This window comes from Tardiphaga sp. (genome assembly GCF_028290495.1).
GTDB lineage: Bacteria > Pseudomonadota > Alphaproteobacteria > Rhizobiales > Xanthobacteraceae > Tardiphaga.
This window is the reverse complement of the sequence record NZ_JAQGJT010000094.1, coordinates 1-16,403: the sequence shown is the minus strand read 5'-3', so window position 1 is coordinate 16,403 and position 16,403 is coordinate 1. Positions and strand designations below refer to the sequence as shown.

The window sequence follows — 16,403 nt, the reverse complement described above, 5'->3', positions numbered from 1 at the left end:
CCGTCCCATCGGCCTGCTCCAAGGAGTAAGCGCACACCAGCAGGGCCCAGCCGATCAAATTTGTCGATCGCACGGAACACCATAAGCCGCTTGCCCGCATTCTCCTCACCACCAAGGCCGATGCTCTCCATCACCCCATCGAGCACCTTGCGGTTGTTCACCTTGACGACGTACTGGCCCTTCAATCCCAGCGCTTCCATCGTATCCGCCGCCATCATGCACATCTCGGCATCCGCCGCCGGCGAGGCGCTGCCCACCGTATCGGCGTCGAACTGCATGAACTGGCGGAAGCGGCCGGGGCCGGGCTTCTCGTTGCGATAGACGTAGCCGGCGCGGTAGCTGCGATAGGGCTTTGGCAACGAATCGAAATTCTCGGCGACGTAGCGCGCCAGCGGCGCCGTCAGGTCGTAGCGCAGCGAGATCCACTGCTCGTCGTCGTCCTGGAACGAGAACACGCCCTCGTTGGGCCGGTCCTGGTCGGGCAGGAACTTGCCGAGCGCGTCGGTGAATTCCATGGTCGGCGTTTCCACCGGCTCGAAGCCGTAGCGCTCGTAGACCTCGCGGATGGTCTCGGTCATGCGCCTGGTGGCGGCGATCTCCGCGGGTCCGCGGTCGCCGAGCCCGCGCGGCAGTCGCGCGCGGAGTTTCTGGGGTTTTTTGGGTTTTTCGGCCATTGGCGCGTCCTATCAGCGCGGGCCGAGGGCGGCAAGCACCGCCGCGTTCCCGGGCCACGCCAAAATCCCCCGTTCACCACTATGTCGGCTTCCGGAAATAGCCCGGACTCCGGGCCGGCAACCGTGTTACCAACCGGACAGATGAAAAATATCGTGGAAGTCCCGAGGGGCTGGTGAGGGATGGCTGGCCCGGCGATGCCGCAGGATTTTCTGAAAGCCGAGAATACCGGCCTCCGGCTGCTGCTGGAGCAGGCCGGCATCGACGCCGACGCCCTGCTGGCGCAGGCGGGCATCGACGCGCGCGAGCGCGAGGCCGCCGACAAGCTGCAAAAGCTGATTCTCGAGGAATTGCACCACCGCATCAAGAATACCCTGGCCACCGTCAGCGCCATCGCCTCGCAGAGCCTGCGCACCGCCACCTCGATCGAGCACGGCCAGCAGGCGATCGAAAGCCGGCTGCTGGCGCTCGGCCGCGCCCACGACCTGCTGCTGCAGGCACGCTGGAGCAATGCCAGCCTGACCCAGATCGTGCGCGGCGCCACCGAAGCCTATGACAGCCAGGACAGCCACCGATTCGCGATTGCCGGACCGGACATCCCGATCACCTCCGGCGCGGTGATCGCGCTGGCCATGACGCTGAACGAGCTGTGCACCAACACCACCAAGTTCGGCGCGCTGTCGGTACCGTCCGGCCGCGTCGAGATCGCCTGGCATATCGACGAGGCGAAGCAGCAATTGCGACTGGTGTGGACCGAAAAGGACGGCCCCGCGGTGACCGCGCCGACGCGCCGCAGCTTCGGCACCAAACTGATGCAGACGCTCGGCAAGCAGCTCAACGGCGACGTCATTCTCGCATACGAGCCCAGCGGTTTTGTCTACTCGCTGGATGTGCCGCTGAAATCCCTCAAACCGCCCAGTTTAGGCTGAAATATGCGCAGCCTGCTCGCGCGGAGGCGTTCCCGTCGCGCCGCGAAGCTGATAGGTTCCGCGCCTTCACCAACGCCGCGCCTGCAAATGCATGAGGGACTAAAATGTTAGACAAGAGCCCGAACCAGAAGTCCGTCAACGTGCCGAACGATCTGGCCGCCTTCTGGATGCCGTTCACCTCGAACCGCGCCTTCAAGCTCGCCCCCCGCATGCTCGCCGGTGCCAAGGACATGCACTACTTCACCACCGACGGCCGCAAGATCCTCGATGCCGCTGCCGGCATGTGGTGCTCCAATGCCGGCCACGGCCGCAAGGAAATCGCCGAAGCCATCAAGCATTCGGCCGACACGCTGGATTACGCGCCGCCGTTCCAGTTTGGCCACCCGCAGGCGTTCGAGCTGGCGACCCGCATTGCCGACCTCGCGCCGGCCGGCCTCGACCATGTGTTCTTCTGCAATTCCGGTTCGGAAGCCGCCGACACCGCGCTGAAGATGGCGCTGGCCTACCACCAGATCCGCGGCGAAGGCTCGCGCACCCGTCTGATCGGCCGTTCGCGCGGCTATCATGGCGTCGGCTTCGGCGGCACCTCGGTCGGCGGCATGGTCAACAACCGCAAGATGTTCGGCACGCTGCTGACCGGCGTCGACCACATCACCCACACCTATGACCGCGACAAGCAGGCGTTCAGCAAGGGCGAGCCGGAATACGGCGCGCACTTCGCCGACGATCTGGAGCGTCTGGTCGAGTTGCACGGCGCCAACACCATCGCCGCCGTGATCGTCGAGCCAATGGCCGGCTCCACCGGCGTGCTGCCGGCCCCGGTCGGCTATCTCAAGCGCCTGCGCGAGATCGCCACCAAGCACGGCATCCTGCTGATCTTCGACGAAGTCATCACCGGCTTCGGCCGCCTCGGCCATGCCTTCGCCGCCGAGCGTTACGGCGTCACGCCGGACCTTCTGACCTTCGCCAAGGGCGTCACCAATGGCGCCGCGCCGATGGGCGGCGTGATCGCGCATGACACCGTGCACGACACCTTCATGACCGGCCCGGCCCATGTGGTCGAGCTGTTCCACGGCTACACCTATTCGGCGCATCCCCTGGCCTGCGCCGCCGGTCTCGCCACGCTCGACCTGTACCGCGACGAGAAGCTGTTCGAACGCGCCAACAAGATGGAGGCAATGTTCGCCGACGCCGTGATGTCGCTGAAGGGCCTGCCCAACGTGGTCGACATCCGCTGCGTCGGCATCACCGCCGGCATCGACCTCGCCCCCGGCAAGGAAGGCCCCGGCAAGCGCGGCTGGGAAGCCCTCAATGCCGGCTTCCACGACCAGGAAGTGCTGTTCCGCACCGCCGGCGACACCATCGCTTTGACGCCGCCCTTGATCGTCACCGAGGACCAGGTCGGCGAGATCGTCGAAAAGGTCGGCAAGGTCATCCAGGCCGTCGCGTAAATACGACGAGCTCCGCTCTTCCTAACCTCTCCCCGCGCTTTGCGGGGAGAGGTCGGCATTCGCGCAGCGAATGTCGGATGAGGGGCGAGGCACTGAACTAACAACGTCTTCTACATTCGCGGATGCCCGGAGCCCCCACCCCGGCCCTCTCCCCGCAAGGGCGGGGCGAGGGAGCGCGCGGCCGGCGCACATCTTCCGCGGAACCTTCCCCCGGTGTTCTCGTTCCCTTTGTCGGCGCGGCCGTAACGGCTGCGGACAGCGAACGAGGCTTTCCTGATGCATCCTCTTGCGAGTGCCCTGTTGCGAACCGGGCTGGCGCTCAAGCTCAATCAGGTCAAGCGCGCCACCGAATCCTACGCGCGCGATCGCGCCGAACAGGGCCAGGGCGCCGTCATCTCCTATGCCGTCGCTGGCGGGCTGTATGCCGCGGCCGGCATTTTCGCCATCGCACTGCTGCTGGTCGGCGCTACCGCCCTGTTTCGCTGGGTAGAAATCCACTACGGCCTGTTTCAGGCCTTTGGCGCCGCCGCCGCGCTTTTGCTGGTGCTGGCCATCGCCTGTGCCGCGGCGGCGGCCAGCCGCCTGAAGCAGCCGGCCAAACGTTTTCCAAGCCTCGGCAGCCGCTTGCGCGTCGCAATATCGGCTACGCCCGGCAAGACCCAACCGTCGCCGGTGGCACAGGCCCGCGACACCGCCACCGAAGTGCTTTCCGAATCGGCCTCGCCGACGCCCACGCCGCTGGAATTCAAGCCCGGCCGCAAGCCGCGCGCCGCCTCGCTGCCGAACATGGGCCAGGCCAAAGCCGGGCTGGTGATGGCAGCGACACTGGCCGCTTGGGCGATGGCGAGGCGTCGCAACATCCGCCTGCGCCGCCCCGCGGGAAAAGCTTCGGCCTAATGACGCCCCGCCGCCCCGACGCTGAAAGCCTGGCGCTGGTCGCGGCCGGCGCCTTCGCCGTCTGGGCGGTGCAAAGCTATCTGGCCGGCAAGACCACGCAGGCCAGACTGGACAATTGGCGCGACGATCGGCCCGACGTCGTCGAGCCGCAGTTGCTCGGCAAGACCTTCGTCTCGAAGCCAAGCGCTTTCCATCGCGAGATCAAGCAGCACGGCCGCGGCCGGCGCTCGACCATCCCGTTTGAGATTCCGTGGGCGGGCTGGAAGGACATCCTGTGGCGCACCTACGACCAGATCAACGAGGATCGGTTGCTGGCGATCGCCGCCGGCGTGGTGTTCTTCGGCCTGCTGGCGGTATTCCCCGCGATCACGGCGCTGGTCTCCTGCTACGGCCTGTTCGCCAATCCCTCGACCATCGCCGGCAACCTGCAGACGCTGGCCTACATGCTGCCGGATGGCACGTTCCAGATCGTGCAGGACCAGATCGCGCGCGTGCTCAGCAACGGCCAGACCAGCCTTGGCCTCACGTTTCTGTTCGGTCTCGCGCTGGCGCTATGGAGCGCCAATGCCGGCGTCAAGGCGGTGATCGACGCGCTCAACGTGGTCTATGGCGAGCGCGAAAAGCGCAGCTTCATCAAGCTCAATCTGCTGTCGCTGGGCTTCACCACCGGCGCCATCGCCGCCCTGCTGCTGATGGTCGGCGCAGTGGTTGCGCTGCCGCTGACGCTCGACCGCATCGGCCTCGAATATGACAGCAAGGTCATCATCAGCCTGCTGCGCTGGCCGGTGCTGCTCGTGATGCTGCTGCTGGCGCTCGGCATTCTCTATCGCTTCGGCCCGAGCCGCCCCGGCGCGCGTTGGCCATGGCTCGGCGTCGGCACCGTGGTCGCGGCCTTGCTTTGGATCGCGGGCTCCTCGCTGCTGTCGTGGTACCTGTCGAACTTCGCCAACTACAGCGCCACCTATGGTTCGCTGGGGGCTGCGATCGGCCTGATGACCTGGATGTGGATGTCGGCGATCATCGTCCTGTGTGGCGCTGAGCTGAACTCCGAAATCGAGCACCAGACGGCGGTGGATACCACCATCGGCCCGGGCCAGCCGATGGGCGCGCGCGGCGCAGCGATGGCCGATACGCTGGGCCGCGCCGCCAATTGACGTTTCCGGTGCGCAAGCACCCTCCGCCGACTTCCCGAATCAACAATAATGCTAAGCTTGCCAACGCCTTGATATTCAGGCGCTGAGGACCCGCGCGCACTATGATCCGCATCTCGACGATTTTCATCGCCATCTGCATGGTGCTGGTCTCCGCCTCGCTTGGCATGGTGCTGTATGCGATGGCCGGCATCAGCGGACAGGAAGCCGCGATCGTAGCCCTCGCCGTGCTGACCTTCCTGATCCTCTACAACGCCGTATCGATGCGGCTACGCGAGCGCAGCGAGGCCGGCGGCCAGATCGCGGATTTGTCGCGCGGCACCGTCGATCTAGCCCGCCAGGTCTCGGAGTTCGGCCGCCGGCTCAACGTCCTTGAGACCAAGGTGTCAGCAGCCCATCCCGGCCCGGACCGCATCCAGTCGGTGATCGGCGAGATCGGCGAACTCGGCGCGCTGGTGACGCAACTTGCCGCGACGGTCGCCACCCATGAAGACCTGATCGCCGCCGGCCCCGCGCCTGCTGCGGTGCCCATGGCCGCCGCCATCGCGCCGCCGGTGCCGCCGCAGGTGAGACCGGACGCCATCGCTCCCGAGATATTGCCCGCCGCCGACATTGCCGAAGACACCGTCACGGCGATGTCGAGGCCTGTCGCGGTGTCGCCACCGGCCGTTCTGCGCAACGATGCTCAGATGCTGGCGACCGTGACCGGCGCGATCAACGCCAATCGCATCGACATCTACCTGCAACCGATGGTGACGCTGCCGCAGCGCAAGGTGCGCTTCTACGAAGCGATGACGCGATTGCGCGACGATAAAGAGCAGGTCATCGTTGCCGACGACTTCATCGCCGCCGCGGAAGCCGCCGGGCTGATGGGCCAGATCGACCACACCGTAATGCTGCGCTGCATGCAGGTGCTGCGCCGGCTGATGGTGCGCAACAAGGATGTCGGCGTGTTCTGCAACGTCGCCGGCTCGACGCTTTCGAGCACCGAGACCTTCGCGCAATGTATCGACTTCCTCGACGCCAACCGCGCTCTGGCCTCGTCCTTCGTGCTGGAGTTCAGGCAGGACACATTCCGCAACCTTGGCCCGATCGAGAGCGAACATCTCGCAGCCCTGGCGCAGCGCGGCTACCGGTTCTCGATCGACCACGTCACCGACCTCAGGATCGTACCGCGCGAACTCGCCGACCGCGGCGTTCGCTTCATCAAGGTTCCGGCCCGGCTGCTGCTCGATCCCCAGCAGAATGCCGGCTCCGACATCCACCCGGCCGACCTTTCCGACCTGCTCGGCCGCTTCGGCATCGACCTGATCGCCGAGCGCATCGAGGGCGAACGTGCGGTGATTGACCTGCTCGACTTCGACGTTCGCTTCGGGCAAGGGTTTCTCTTCGCGGCGCCGCGTCCGCTGCGGCCGGAAGCGCCGGCAGCAGCGACCGCGCCGTTACCATCCGCCCAGGCGCCATCGACACCGAACCCGGGATTCAATGGCGCTGCCCGCCCGAGGAGCGAAGCTCCAAAAATCGATCCGCCGCGCGTGAGCGGCACTGCCGCGCTGGCCCGACGCGCCTCCGGCACGAACTGAACGGCATTTCATCTCATGACAACACTTAGTTTCGCCGAACGCCTGCGCGATCTTGTGGCCGGCGTGGACGTCGTCCTCAGCGACATCTGGGGCGTCGTGCATAACGGGCTGGAGTCCTTTCCCGAGGCATGCGAGGCGCTGCATACGTTTCGTGCCCGCGGCGGCACGGTAATCCTGATCACCAATGCGCCGCGCCCGGCCGACTCCGTGCAGCGGCAGTTGCGCAAGCTCGGCGTCGCCGACGACGTCTATGATGCGATCGTGTCGTCCGGCGACCTCACCCGCAATTTCATCAAGGAACGGCTCGGCCAGTCGATGTACTGGATCGGGCCGGAGCGAGACAATTCGATCCACCGCGGGCTCGAGGTGACCTTCGCGCCGCTCGAGCAGGCCGACTACATCGTCTGCACCGGGCCGTTCAACGACGAGGTCGAGACCGCGGAAGACTATCGCGAGATGTTGACGCAGGCGCTGGCGCGCAAGCTGACGCTGGTCTGCGCCAATCCCGACATCATCGTCGAGCGCGGCGACCGCCTGATCTATTGCGCCGGCGCGATCGCCGAGCTGTACCGCGAACTCGGCGGCGACGTGATCTTCTACGGCAAGCCACACAGCCCGATCTATGACCAGGCCGTCGCGCTGGCGAAAGCGAAAACCGGCAAGGACACGCCGCTCGACCGCGTGCTGGCGATCGGCGATTCAGTGCGCACCGATCTCACCGGCGCGCACGCCTACGGCATCGACTGCCTGTTCGTCGCCCGCGGCATTCATGCCGGCGAGTTCGAAGGCATCGAGCACATGGACGCGGCAGCGGTGAAGGAATTGTTCGGGCATCCGCCGAAGGCATTGATGCGCGAATTGAAGTGGTGATCCTGGTTGCTCCCGGCCGCAAGGCGGCGCCAAAGGCAACGCATTGCGAGCCCGCAATCCAGATGTAACGAAGCTCTTCCGGGTTCGCAACCGCCTGACGGCGTTCACGCCCCGGAATGACAGGCGACATGCAAATGCCCGGCACAAGGCCGGGCATCAGCAAACTCGGTAGCGCAGACTGAAGATATCCAGCGCGGCTTACGCCGGCACGTGATCCGGGAAAACGGCTTCGATCTTGGTCTTCAGCGTCGCGGCGTTGAACGGCTTGACGATGTAGTTGTTCACGCCGGCCTTCTTGGCGGCGATCACGTTCTCGGTCTTGGACTCAGCCGTGATCATGATGAACGGCGTCTGCGACAGGTTGGGATCCGCACGGACTTCCTTGAGCAGGTCGTAGCCGGTCATCGGCTCCATGTTCCAGTCCGAGATCACCAGACCGTATTTCTTGTGGCGCATCTTTTCCAGCGCCGCCGAACCATCGCTGGCGTCGTCGATATGTTCGAAACCGAGCTGCTTGAGAAGATTGCGAATGATACGGATCATGGTGTTGTAATCGTCCACCACCAGAACCGACATCGACAAATCAACCGCCATCTTCATTCCCCCTGAGACCGACACGTGTACGACTGGACATTTGCCGGCAGCAAATTTGTCCCGGCGCAGAATCGGCAAGCCCGTTTTCTGCAGCCCGTTTGCAGAGTTAGCAGCTGTGATTAAACAGCCCGTTAAAGTGCCTCTGCTGTGCTGTTAACCATCTTGCCGCGTGCGCCGGTATCCGGGCGCCTCTGTTCCCTGCCCGTTCCCTCGAAATGCCGGAGCCGCGCCGCCGCGAGCGCCTGACCTTGTCATTTTGGCTTGGTCGGTCCGACATATAAGACCTGCAGTCGCAGCGGGCAGCGCCCACCGCATCAATCATGCAGTAGTCGGATTTTCGGTTGCTGCGCACACGTACAGCAACCCGACTTTACTATCCTTAGTTGCGCGGATAGGGTTTGCGTCATGCAGCCTCAAATCTTGCCAACCACAGCTATCAAGTTGAACCGACTGCTGATCTTGGCGCTGGGGCTTCAAATCTATTGGGTATTCGATGCGTGGAGCTTTTACCTGCAGAACGGCTATCTCCCCGCTCCTTTTATTTACAACAAGTTCGATGTCTTCATGGATGTCTACAATCCACTTTGGTGGAGCAGCACATCGAAATATACCGACTGGGGCTCGGTCTATCCGCCGATCAACTTCCCGCTGCTCGACTTGATCGGCCTGGCGACCTACGGAAACACCACTTTCGCCGAAGCGAGCGAGATGCGCGACGCAAGTCTCGCCCCAGCCTTTGTCGTCATGATCACCGCGGGGGCAGCAACGATATTGACGGTCTGCCATCGCCAATGGTCAATCCTCCCGTGGCGGACCCGCGGTCTGATTGCTGCCGTGGCGGTGTTGTCCCCACCAATCCTATTTTCCATCGAGCGAGCAAACCTGATCGTTCTGGGCCTTCTTTGCGTCCCCTTCTTCTTTGGAAAACGCCCGGCAAGCCGCGCCCTCGCGCTGGCTCTTGCGATCAACCTGAAGCCTTACTTCGCATTGCTGCTTCTTGAGTATCTGCTCACCAGCAACCAGCGGGGATTCCTGCTTGCGACAGCCCTGGCTGGCAGCATTTTTATATTCACCGGACTGGCGTGCGACGCTGACTTTCTGTTGTTTCTCGAGAACCTGACGAGTTTTTCGCAGAGCGTGGAAACGACATTTTCCGGCAGGGAGTTGGTGGCATTCCCGTCGAGTATTTCCGCCTTCGCAGCGGTCATCGAAGTCGCTTTGCAGTCTCCCAATTTTTCGATTCTACCAGCCGATCTCATGCTGCTCGCTGCGCGAGGCATCGAACTCACGAAGTTTATCGCCATTGCCGCGTTCCTGGCGACAATCGTCGTCGCGAGACGGTCCCTCACTTCCGATCAGGTCAATGCCGCGCTTATCGCGTTGATCATAAATCTTGGCGTGTGGGTTGGCGGCTACAGTCAGATATTCTATCTGGCCTGCATCCCGGCCCTGATGTCGATGCGATTGCGCTGGTTCTATCTGGCCATCGTGCTGTTGATCTTCCTGCCGCTGGACCTCGTCATTCTAAACGCCACCCCGATTGGCTACATGATAAGCTTCTTGTCGCGCGATGTGCATCCCGTGGTGTGGCAAATGGGTCTGGGATCATTCGCGCGCCCCGTTCTAAATCTGTTTTTTGTGATGGGACTTACTACCGAGTTCGCGGCCATCGTCTGGCCTGAGTCATTTTTTCTGAAAAGGAAGTTCTTTTCGAATGCCGCAACCGCAATCCAACCTTCATCATTAGTATTTCCGCCATCGCCGGGGCTGCTTGCGCAGCCGCACTCTACCTTTCTTTGTTGAGCGAGCGTGAAGCACAGGCCGTGATACAGTCGGCACGCGTCGCTGGTATTGACCATGTTCAGACCAAGATCTCTCCTCAAATTCTGGTCGAGCGCCGGAGCTCTCCGCAGCTTTTGATGGATCGAATGCAGACCTCTGTGTTTGCCAGAAAGATCGCAGACGCCGTTGATGACCAAACACTGATCCAGACGCTCCCCCTCAAGCAATATGGCGGGAAGTCCGGCTTGAAAGTTCGCCCCGTCGGTGACGGCACACTCATCGAAATTCGGGCTCGGGCAAAAACGGCCGAAGCGGCGCTGAGAATCGTCGAGGCTGCCGCCAATCTCGCGATCGAGCAAGAGAACGTCAGCTACGGGCCGCTCAAATCGCTGCTTGTCGGCAGAGGCACGACGCTCAAGCAAGAACGCGGCGAAATTCTGAAAGTATTGGCAAGCGCTCAGTCGCTCGTCACGAATGACGGTGGGGCGCAGGTGCTTCCGACCATCGCAAGCCTTCGGGAGCGCCTGCAGGCGCTTGATGACGGCATCTGGCAGATAGAGGTTGCCCAGGTTGTCCCTCTTGCGCAACCGCCAGAAATTTTCGCAGCACCCTCGATACTCAAGCCCGTCATCGGCCAATGGTGGATCGCAAGTCTGCTCGGCGCATTCTGTGCGGGCGTTCTGGCCTTTGCTGTCCTGCTTTTCATGAAGCGGTCGGCATCCGCATAGGAAGTCATGCCCGGTTATGATGGGCCCTATGCTCGTGGTATTTACAGAACGGGTAGACCCAGGCTTCCCGGGCTGGCAGCGTTGCGCGGCTTGACTTCGCAGTCGGAGGCGCGCCACCGTTCCGCACCCGCCCGCCGTTCCCAATTCATGAGCGAATCCAATATGCCGCCGCGCTTTGCCGTCATTCGCGACTCCACGCTTTTGTCCGAAATTCCCCGCGGAACCGTGGTGGCGATGGGTAATTTCGATGGCGTGCATCTGGGCCACCGCGCCGTCATCAAGGCGGCGCTCGAAATGGCACGGTTGCACGACACCACGGCGATGGCGGTGACGTTCGAGCCGCACCCGCGCAGCTTCTTCAGCCCCAACACGCCGCAGTTCCGGCTCACCGACGAGGCCAGCAAATTGCGTTTGCTGGCCGGCACAGGCCTCGCCGGCGCCGTCGTCATGACCTTCGACCAAGGCCGCGCGGGCACCCCGGCGCAAGATTTCATCAACCATGATCTGATCGGACGGCTCGGCATCAGCGGTATCGCTGTCGGCTACGATTTTCATTTCGGCAAGGGCCGCGTCGGCTCGCCCAGCCTGCTGGTGGCCGAGGCGCCACGGCTCGGCATCGAGGTCGACGTGCAGCCGCATATCGACTTCGACGAGCGCCCGGTATCGTCGACGGCGATCCGGATGGCGCTGGCCGAGGGCCAGGTGCATGAGGCGACCAAGATGCTCGACGGCCCGTGGTTCGTCACCGGCGAAGTAATCCATGGCCAGAAGCTTGGCCGCGACCTCGGCTATCCCACCGCCAATATCCGGCTGCCCGCCAGTTGCGGCCTCAAGCATGGCATCTACGCGGTGCGCGTCGGCCGCGGTAGCGAGCGCTTCGACGCCGTCGCCAGCTTCGGCCGCCGTCCCACTTTCGACAACGGCGCGCCCTTACTCGAAGTGTTCCTGTTCGATTTCACCGGCGACCTGTACGGCACGACGCTGGATGTCGCCTTCATCGCCTTCATCCGCGAAGAGCTGAAATTCGACGGCATCGAGCCGCTGATCGTTCAAATGAACGACGACAGCCTCAAGGCCCGCGTTGCCCTCGCAGCGGCGCCGGAGGCGTTTCCGAGACTGGGAGCGGTCGGGTGACCAAAACCGAAAAACAGAAAATGCTGGCCGGCGAACTCTATCGTCCGGGCTCCCCGGAGCTGAACGCCGACGAAAAGGCTGCCAAGGCCTGGATGGCGAATTACAACGCCGTGCCGGACCGGCCGGCGGCCGAGCGGCTGGTGCTGCTGAAGGCGCAGTTCGGCACGGTGGGCGCCGAATGCGTGGTCCGGCCACCGTTTTTCTGCGACTTCGGCTACAACATCCGCCTCGGCGACAACGTGTTCCTGAATTTCAACTGCGTGATCCTGGATATCGTCGAGGTCTCCATCGGAGATCGCACCCAGATCGGGCCGGCGGTGCAGATCTACGCTGCCGACCACCCCCGTGACGCCCAGACCCGCCGCGATGGGCTGGAATTCGGCCGCCCGGTGAAAATCGGCGCCGACGTCTGGATCGGCGGCGGCGCGGTCATCGTGCCCGGCGTGACGATCGGCGACGGCGCGGTGATCGGCGCCGGCAGCGTGGTGACGCGGGACGTCGCCCCCGGCGCGATTGTCGCCGGCAATCCAGCCAGGCAGATCGGTAAAGGCGCCTGAAGAACTGAATCGGGCGCTTTGCGATCCCGGCCCCGGCTGCTATTGAAGGCCGATGTTCCCACGGCGGCCCATAATTAGCATTATCGGCCCGGCTTTCGCCTGAGCTTCGCTCGGCGCAAGACCGGGATCGTTGCCGTTCGTCGCGCGCCCTCGCGCGTTTCCTCGCTTTCCAGCCGAGCCAGAGCCCTTATGTCCGAGAAGCCCCAGAAGTCCGACGTTCACGACTATTCCAGCACTCTTTATCTGCCGCAGACGGAGTTCCCGATGCGCGCCGGCCTGCCGCAGGCCGAGCCGAAGATGCTGGAGCGCTGGAACGAGATCGACCTTTACGGAACCCTGCGGAAGCAATCCAAGGGCAAGCCGAAATTCGTGCTGCACGACGGCCCGCCCTACGCCAACGGCAACATCCATATCGGGCATGCGCTCAACAAGATCCTCAAGGACGTCGTGACCAAGAGCCAGCAGATGCTCGGCTTCGATTCCAACTACGTGCCGGGCTGGGACTGCCACGGCCTGCCGATCGAATGGAAGATCGAGGAAGAGAATTACCGCTCCAAGGGAAAGCCGAAGCCGAACTTCAAGGATTCCGCGGCGATGGTCGCATTCCGTCAAGAATGCCGCGCCTATGCCGGCAAGTGGCTGGACGTGCAGCGCAATGAATTCAAGCGGCTCGGCATCGTCGGCGACTGGGACGGCCGCTATGCGACGATGGACTTCTTCGCGGAGGCGCAGATCGCCCGCGAGTTGATGAAGTTTGCCGCCAACGGCACGCTGTATCGCGGCTCCAAGCCGGTGATGTGGAGCGTGGTGGAAAAGACCGCGCTGGCCGAAGCGGAAGTCGAATACGAGGACTACACTAGCGATACGGTGTGGGTGAAGTTCCCGGTGGCCGCCAAATTCGGCCGCCTCGCCAATGCCTCGGTGGTGATCTGGACCACCACCCCATGGACACTGCCAGGCAACCGCGCCATCAGCTTCTCCAACAAGATCGCCTACGGCCTCTACAAGGTCACCGACGCACCGGAAGACAACTGGATCAAGACCGGCGAATTGCTGATCCTGGCCGACGCGCTCGCCGAGAGCGTGTTCAAGCAGGCGCGCGTCACAGCGTATGAAAAGAGCGGCGACGTCGACGCCGGCATTCTCGATGCGCTGGAAGTCCGTCATCCGCTCGCGGGTTTTGCCGGTGGCTATGAATTCACCGTACCGCTGATCGAGGGCGACCATGTCACCGACGATGCCGGCACCGGCTTCGTCCACACCGCCCCCGGTCACGGCCGCGAGGATTTCGAAGCGTGGATGGCCAACGGGCGGCAGCTGGAAGAGCGCGGCATCAGTTCGGTAATCCCCTACACCGTCGACGAGAACGGTGCGCTGACCGAGCAGGCGCCGGGCTTTGTCGGCGAGCGCGTGATCAACGACAAGGGCGAAAAGGGCGGCGCCAACGAGGCCGTCATCAAGGCGCTGGCTGCGGCCGGCATGCTGCTGGCGCGGTCGCGCCTGAAGCATCAGTACCCGCATTCGTGGCGGTCCAAGAAGCCGATCATCTATCGCAACACGCCGCAATGGTTCATCGCGATGGACAAGGATATCGCGGACGCCGGCAAAGCCAAGTCCGGCGATACGCTGCGTCACCGCGCCCGCGAGGCGATCAAGGTGACCCAGTGGGTGCCGCCGCAGGGCCAGAATCGCATCAACGGCATGATCAACACCAAGCCCGACTGGGTGATCTCGAGGCAGCGCGCCTGGGGCGTGCCGATCGCGGTGTTCGTGCGCGAGAAAGGCGACGGCTCCGCCGAACTGCTGAACGATGCCGCCGTCAACGCGCGCATCGCCGACGCCTTCGAGGCCGAAGGCGCCGATGCCTGGTATGCCGACGGCGCGCGCGAACGCTTCCTCGGCTCGCACGGCAACGAAGAGTGGAAAAAGGTCGACGACATCTGCGACGTCTGGTTCGACTCAGGCTCGACGCACGCCTTCGTGCTGGAAGACCCCGTGCACTTCCCGGGTCTTGCCGGCATCCACCGCAAGGTCGATGGCGGCGCCGACACCGTGATGTATCTCGAAGGCTCCGACCAGCATCGCGGCTGGTTCCAGTCGTCGCTGCTGGAGAGCTGCGGCACCCGCGGTCGCGCGCCCTATGACGTCGTGCTGACCCACGGCTTCACGCTCGACGAGAACGGCCGCAAGATGTCGAAGTCGGTCGGCAACACCGTCGAGCCGCAGAAGGTGATCGCGCAGTCCGGCGCCGACATCCTGCGGCTCTGGGTCTGCGCCACCGACTATGCCGACGACCAGCGCATCGGCGCGGAGATCCTCAAGACCACCATCGAAACCTACCGCAAGCTGCGCAATTCGCTGCGCTGGATGCTCGGCACACTGCATCACTTCAAGCCGGCGGATGCGGCGGCTTTCGCCGACATGCCGGAGCTGGAAAAACTGATGCTGCACCAGTTGGCGGTGCAGGACGCAATCGTGCGCGAGGCCTACACCAACTACGACTACAAGACCGTGGTCGCGTCGTTGTCGGCATTCATGAACACCGAGCTGTCGGCGTTTTACTTCGACATCCGCAAGGACACGCTGTATTGTGACGCACCGTCGTCGGTGACGCGCAAGGCGGCGCTGACCACGATCGACATGCTGTGCAACGCGATCCTGCGATGGCTGGCGCCGATCCTGTCCTTCACGTCAGAAGAAGCGTGGCGGATGTACAAACCGGACGCCGAAGCCTCGGTGCATCTGACCGAGTTTCCGGTCGGGCTCGGCGACTATCGCAACGATGCGCTGGAGAAAAAGTGGGAGACGATCCGCGACGTCCGCCGCGTCGTCACCGGCGCGCTGGAAGTGGAGCGCGCGGCGAAGAACATCGGCTCGTCGCTGGAAGCCTCGCCGCTGGTCTATGTGTCGGACAAGTCAGTGTTCGCGATCCTCGCCGACGTCGATCTCGCCGAGGTGTTCATCACCTCGAACGCGATGCTGACCAATGACGCCGCGCCGGCCGGCACCTTCGTGCTGAACGATGTGCCGGGCGTCGCCGTCATCGTCGAAAAGGCAGTCGGCACCAAATGCGCTCGGTCGTGGAAGATCCTGCCGACGGTCGGCGAGGACAAGGAGTATCCCGACGTCACCCCGCGCGACGCCGCGGCGCTGCGCGAATGGAAGGCGCTGGGGGCGGTTGTGTGAAGCCCTCCCTTCGCATTGGCATCCTCGCCGCGCTGGCGGTCCTGATCCTCGATCAGGCCTCCAAGCTCTGGCTGCTTTACGTGTTCGACATCGGCCGCCGCGGCGCGGTGGCGGTGACGCCGTTCTTCGACCTGGTGCTGGCCTGGAATACCGGTATTTCCTACGGCTGGTTCTCGGACTCCGGCCCCGTGGGGCAGATGGTGTTGATCGCGGTCAAGGCCGCGGCCGTGGTGGCGCTGGCGATCTGGATGGCGAAATCCCAGACCCGGCTGGCGACCGTGGCGCTGGGGCTGATCATCGGCGGCGCGATCGGCAATGCCATCGACCGTTTCGCCTGGGGCGCCGTGGTGGATTTCGCGCTGCTGCACGTCGAAATAGCGGGCCAGGCCTACAACTGGTACGTGTTTAATCTGGCCGATGTCGCCATTGTTGCCGGGGTAGCGGCTCTGCTGTATGACTCGTTCCTGGGCGTATCCGCCGCAAATGCGCCCTGATCCCGGTCGATACGGTGACCTAAGGGCGAAGCTAGCGGAGCGCGCCATGATTGGCGATCCGCGAGATATTTGAACAGGATGAGCATGATGCGCGAGACCGATACCGGTTCGACTGTGCACACTTCATCGGCCGTGCTGTGGCGCGGTCTGCGGCTGACCGCCATCGCCCTCGGAATCGGCCTCGTGATGTCGGCCGGCGTCGCCCGCGCCGCGGACGACGAGGAGGATGACTCCTCGTTCGAAGACAAGATCATCAAGCAGATCATGACCGGCCTTGGTGGCACCAACATGGAAAACCAGGGCATCGACTACCGCGAGCGCTCGCCGCTGGTGGTGCCGCCGAAGATCACCCTGCCGCCGCCGGATGCAGCCGCA

General features: G+C 63.7%; 14 protein-coding genes and 1 pseudogene. 13 read left to right on the top strand and 2 right to left on the bottom strand.

Annotated elements, in window-relative coordinates; genetic code table 11:
• A partial coding sequence (locus JWQ24_RS15365; RefSeq protein ID WP_299809572.1) for a HisS family protein occupies positions 1-674 on the bottom strand: 674 nt, incomplete at its 3' end.
• A gap of 180 nt (positions 675-854) precedes the next feature.
• On the opposite strand from JWQ24_RS15365, the gene JWQ24_RS15360 reads away from it, so the two are divergent.
• From JWQ24_RS15360 to JWQ24_RS15335, 6 genes are all read left to right on the top strand, one after another.
• Positions 855-1,601 carry a sensor histidine kinase gene (locus JWQ24_RS15360; protein ID WP_299809569.1) on the top strand — a complete coding sequence of 249 codons (747 nt, stop codon included), beginning with the start codon at positions 855-857 and terminating at the stop codon, positions 1,599-1,601.
• Between the two features lie 104 nt (positions 1,602-1,705).
• Positions 1,706-3,052: an aspartate aminotransferase family protein gene (locus tag JWQ24_RS15355; protein WP_299809566.1), complete on the top strand. Its 1,347-nt coding sequence runs from the start codon at positions 1,706-1,708 to the stop codon at positions 3,050-3,052.
• Between the two features lie 276 nt (positions 3,053-3,328).
• The gene (locus tag JWQ24_RS15350) at positions 3,329-3,949 is read left to right on the top strand and encodes a phage holin family protein (RefSeq protein ID WP_299809563.1); all 621 of its coding nucleotides are present in this window, start codon (positions 3,329-3,331) and stop codon (positions 3,947-3,949) included.
• Positions 3,949-5,103 carry a YihY/virulence factor BrkB family protein gene (locus tag JWQ24_RS15345; RefSeq protein ID WP_299809560.1) on the top strand — a complete coding sequence of 385 codons (1,155 nt, stop codon included), beginning with the start codon at positions 3,949-3,951 and terminating at the stop codon, positions 5,101-5,103. The genes JWQ24_RS15350 and JWQ24_RS15345 overlap by 1 nt, the downstream gene beginning before the upstream one ends.
• Positions 5,104-5,204: 101 nt before the next feature.
• Positions 5,205-6,683 carry an EAL domain-containing protein gene (locus tag JWQ24_RS15340; protein WP_299809557.1) on the top strand — a complete coding sequence of 493 codons (1,479 nt, stop codon included), beginning with the start codon at positions 5,205-5,207 and terminating at the stop codon, positions 6,681-6,683.
• Between the two features lie 15 nt (positions 6,684-6,698).
• Entirely contained in the window at positions 6,699-7,553 is an 855-nt protein-coding gene (locus tag JWQ24_RS15335; RefSeq protein ID WP_299809555.1) for a TIGR01459 family HAD-type hydrolase, read from the top strand.
• Positions 7,554-7,751: 198 nt separating this feature from the next.
• On the opposite strand, the gene JWQ24_RS15330 is transcribed toward JWQ24_RS15335, so the two are convergent.
• On the bottom strand, positions 7,752-8,147 hold the full coding sequence (locus JWQ24_RS15330; RefSeq protein ID WP_299809552.1) for a chemotaxis response regulator CheY: 396 nt from the start codon (positions 8,145-8,147) through the stop codon (positions 7,752-7,754).
• A gap of 405 nt (positions 8,148-8,552) precedes the next feature.
• Between JWQ24_RS15330 and JWQ24_RS15325 the strand changes: the two genes are divergently transcribed.
• From JWQ24_RS15325 to JWQ24_RS15295, 7 genes and pseudogenes are all read left to right on the top strand, one after another.
• Positions 8,553-9,950: a hypothetical protein gene (locus JWQ24_RS15325; RefSeq protein ID WP_299809550.1), complete on the top strand. Its 1,398-nt coding sequence runs from the start codon at positions 8,553-8,555 to the stop codon at positions 9,948-9,950.
• On the top strand, positions 9,947-10,657 hold the full coding sequence (locus JWQ24_RS15320; protein ID WP_299809547.1) for a hypothetical protein: 711 nt from the start codon (positions 9,947-9,949) through the stop codon (positions 10,655-10,657). The genes JWQ24_RS15325 and JWQ24_RS15320 overlap by 4 nt, the downstream gene beginning before the upstream one ends.
• Before the next feature lie 162 nt (positions 10,658-10,819).
• Positions 10,820-11,791, top strand: a complete 972-nt coding sequence (locus JWQ24_RS15315) for a bifunctional riboflavin kinase/FAD synthetase (RefSeq protein ID WP_299809575.1) — start codon at positions 10,820-10,822, stop codon at positions 11,789-11,791.
• Complete coding sequence (locus JWQ24_RS15310; protein WP_299809544.1) at positions 11,788-12,348, top strand: sugar O-acetyltransferase; 561 nt, start codon at positions 11,788-11,790, stop codon at positions 12,346-12,348. The genes JWQ24_RS15315 and JWQ24_RS15310 overlap by 4 nt, the downstream gene beginning before the upstream one ends.
• A gap of 189 nt (positions 12,349-12,537) precedes the next feature.
• Positions 12,538-15,534, top strand: a complete 2,997-nt coding sequence (gene ileS, locus JWQ24_RS15305; RefSeq protein WP_299809541.1) for an isoleucine--tRNA ligase — start codon at positions 12,538-12,540, stop codon at positions 15,532-15,534.
• On the top strand, positions 15,531-16,028 hold the full coding sequence (gene lspA, locus JWQ24_RS15300) for a signal peptidase II (RefSeq protein ID WP_299809538.1): 498 nt from the start codon (positions 15,531-15,533) through the stop codon (positions 16,026-16,028). The genes ileS and lspA overlap by 4 nt, the downstream gene beginning before the upstream one ends.
• Before the next feature lie 87 nt (positions 16,029-16,115).
• Positions 16,116-16,403 (top strand): annotated as a pseudogene (locus tag JWQ24_RS15295) (hypothetical protein); the annotation flags it as partial.

Excerpts from the sequence above, each read along its gene's own strand:
- JWQ24_RS15360 (WP_299809569.1), top strand. The coding sequence starts at position 855 with ATGGCTGGCCCGGCGATGCCGCAGGATTTTCTGAAAGCCGAGAATACC.
- JWQ24_RS15315 (WP_299809575.1), top strand. The coding sequence starts at position 10,820 with ATGCCGCCGCGCTTTGCCGTCATTCGCGACTCCACGCTTTTGTCCGAA.
- ileS (WP_299809541.1), top strand. The coding sequence starts at position 12,538 with ATGTCCGAGAAGCCCCAGAAGTCCGACGTTCACGACTATTCCAGCACT.
- JWQ24_RS15355 (WP_299809566.1), top strand. The coding sequence starts at position 1,706 with ATGTTAGACAAGAGCCCGAACCAGAAGTCCGTCAACGTGCCGAACGAT.
- JWQ24_RS15350 (WP_299809563.1), top strand. The coding sequence starts at position 3,329 with ATGCATCCTCTTGCGAGTGCCCTGTTGCGAACCGGGCTGGCGCTCAAG.
- JWQ24_RS15340 (WP_299809557.1), top strand. The coding sequence starts at position 5,205 with ATGATCCGCATCTCGACGATTTTCATCGCCATCTGCATGGTGCTGGTC.
- JWQ24_RS15345 (WP_299809560.1), top strand. The coding sequence starts at position 3,949 with ATGACGCCCCGCCGCCCCGACGCTGAAAGCCTGGCGCTGGTCGCGGCC.
- JWQ24_RS15335 (WP_299809555.1), top strand. The coding sequence starts at position 6,699 with ATGACAACACTTAGTTTCGCCGAACGCCTGCGCGATCTTGTGGCCGGC.
- JWQ24_RS15325 (WP_299809550.1), top strand. The coding sequence starts at position 8,553 with ATGCAGCCTCAAATCTTGCCAACCACAGCTATCAAGTTGAACCGACTG.
- JWQ24_RS15330 (WP_299809552.1), bottom strand. The coding sequence starts at position 8,147 with ATGGCGGTTGATTTGTCGATGTCGGTTCTGGTGGTGGACGATTACAAC.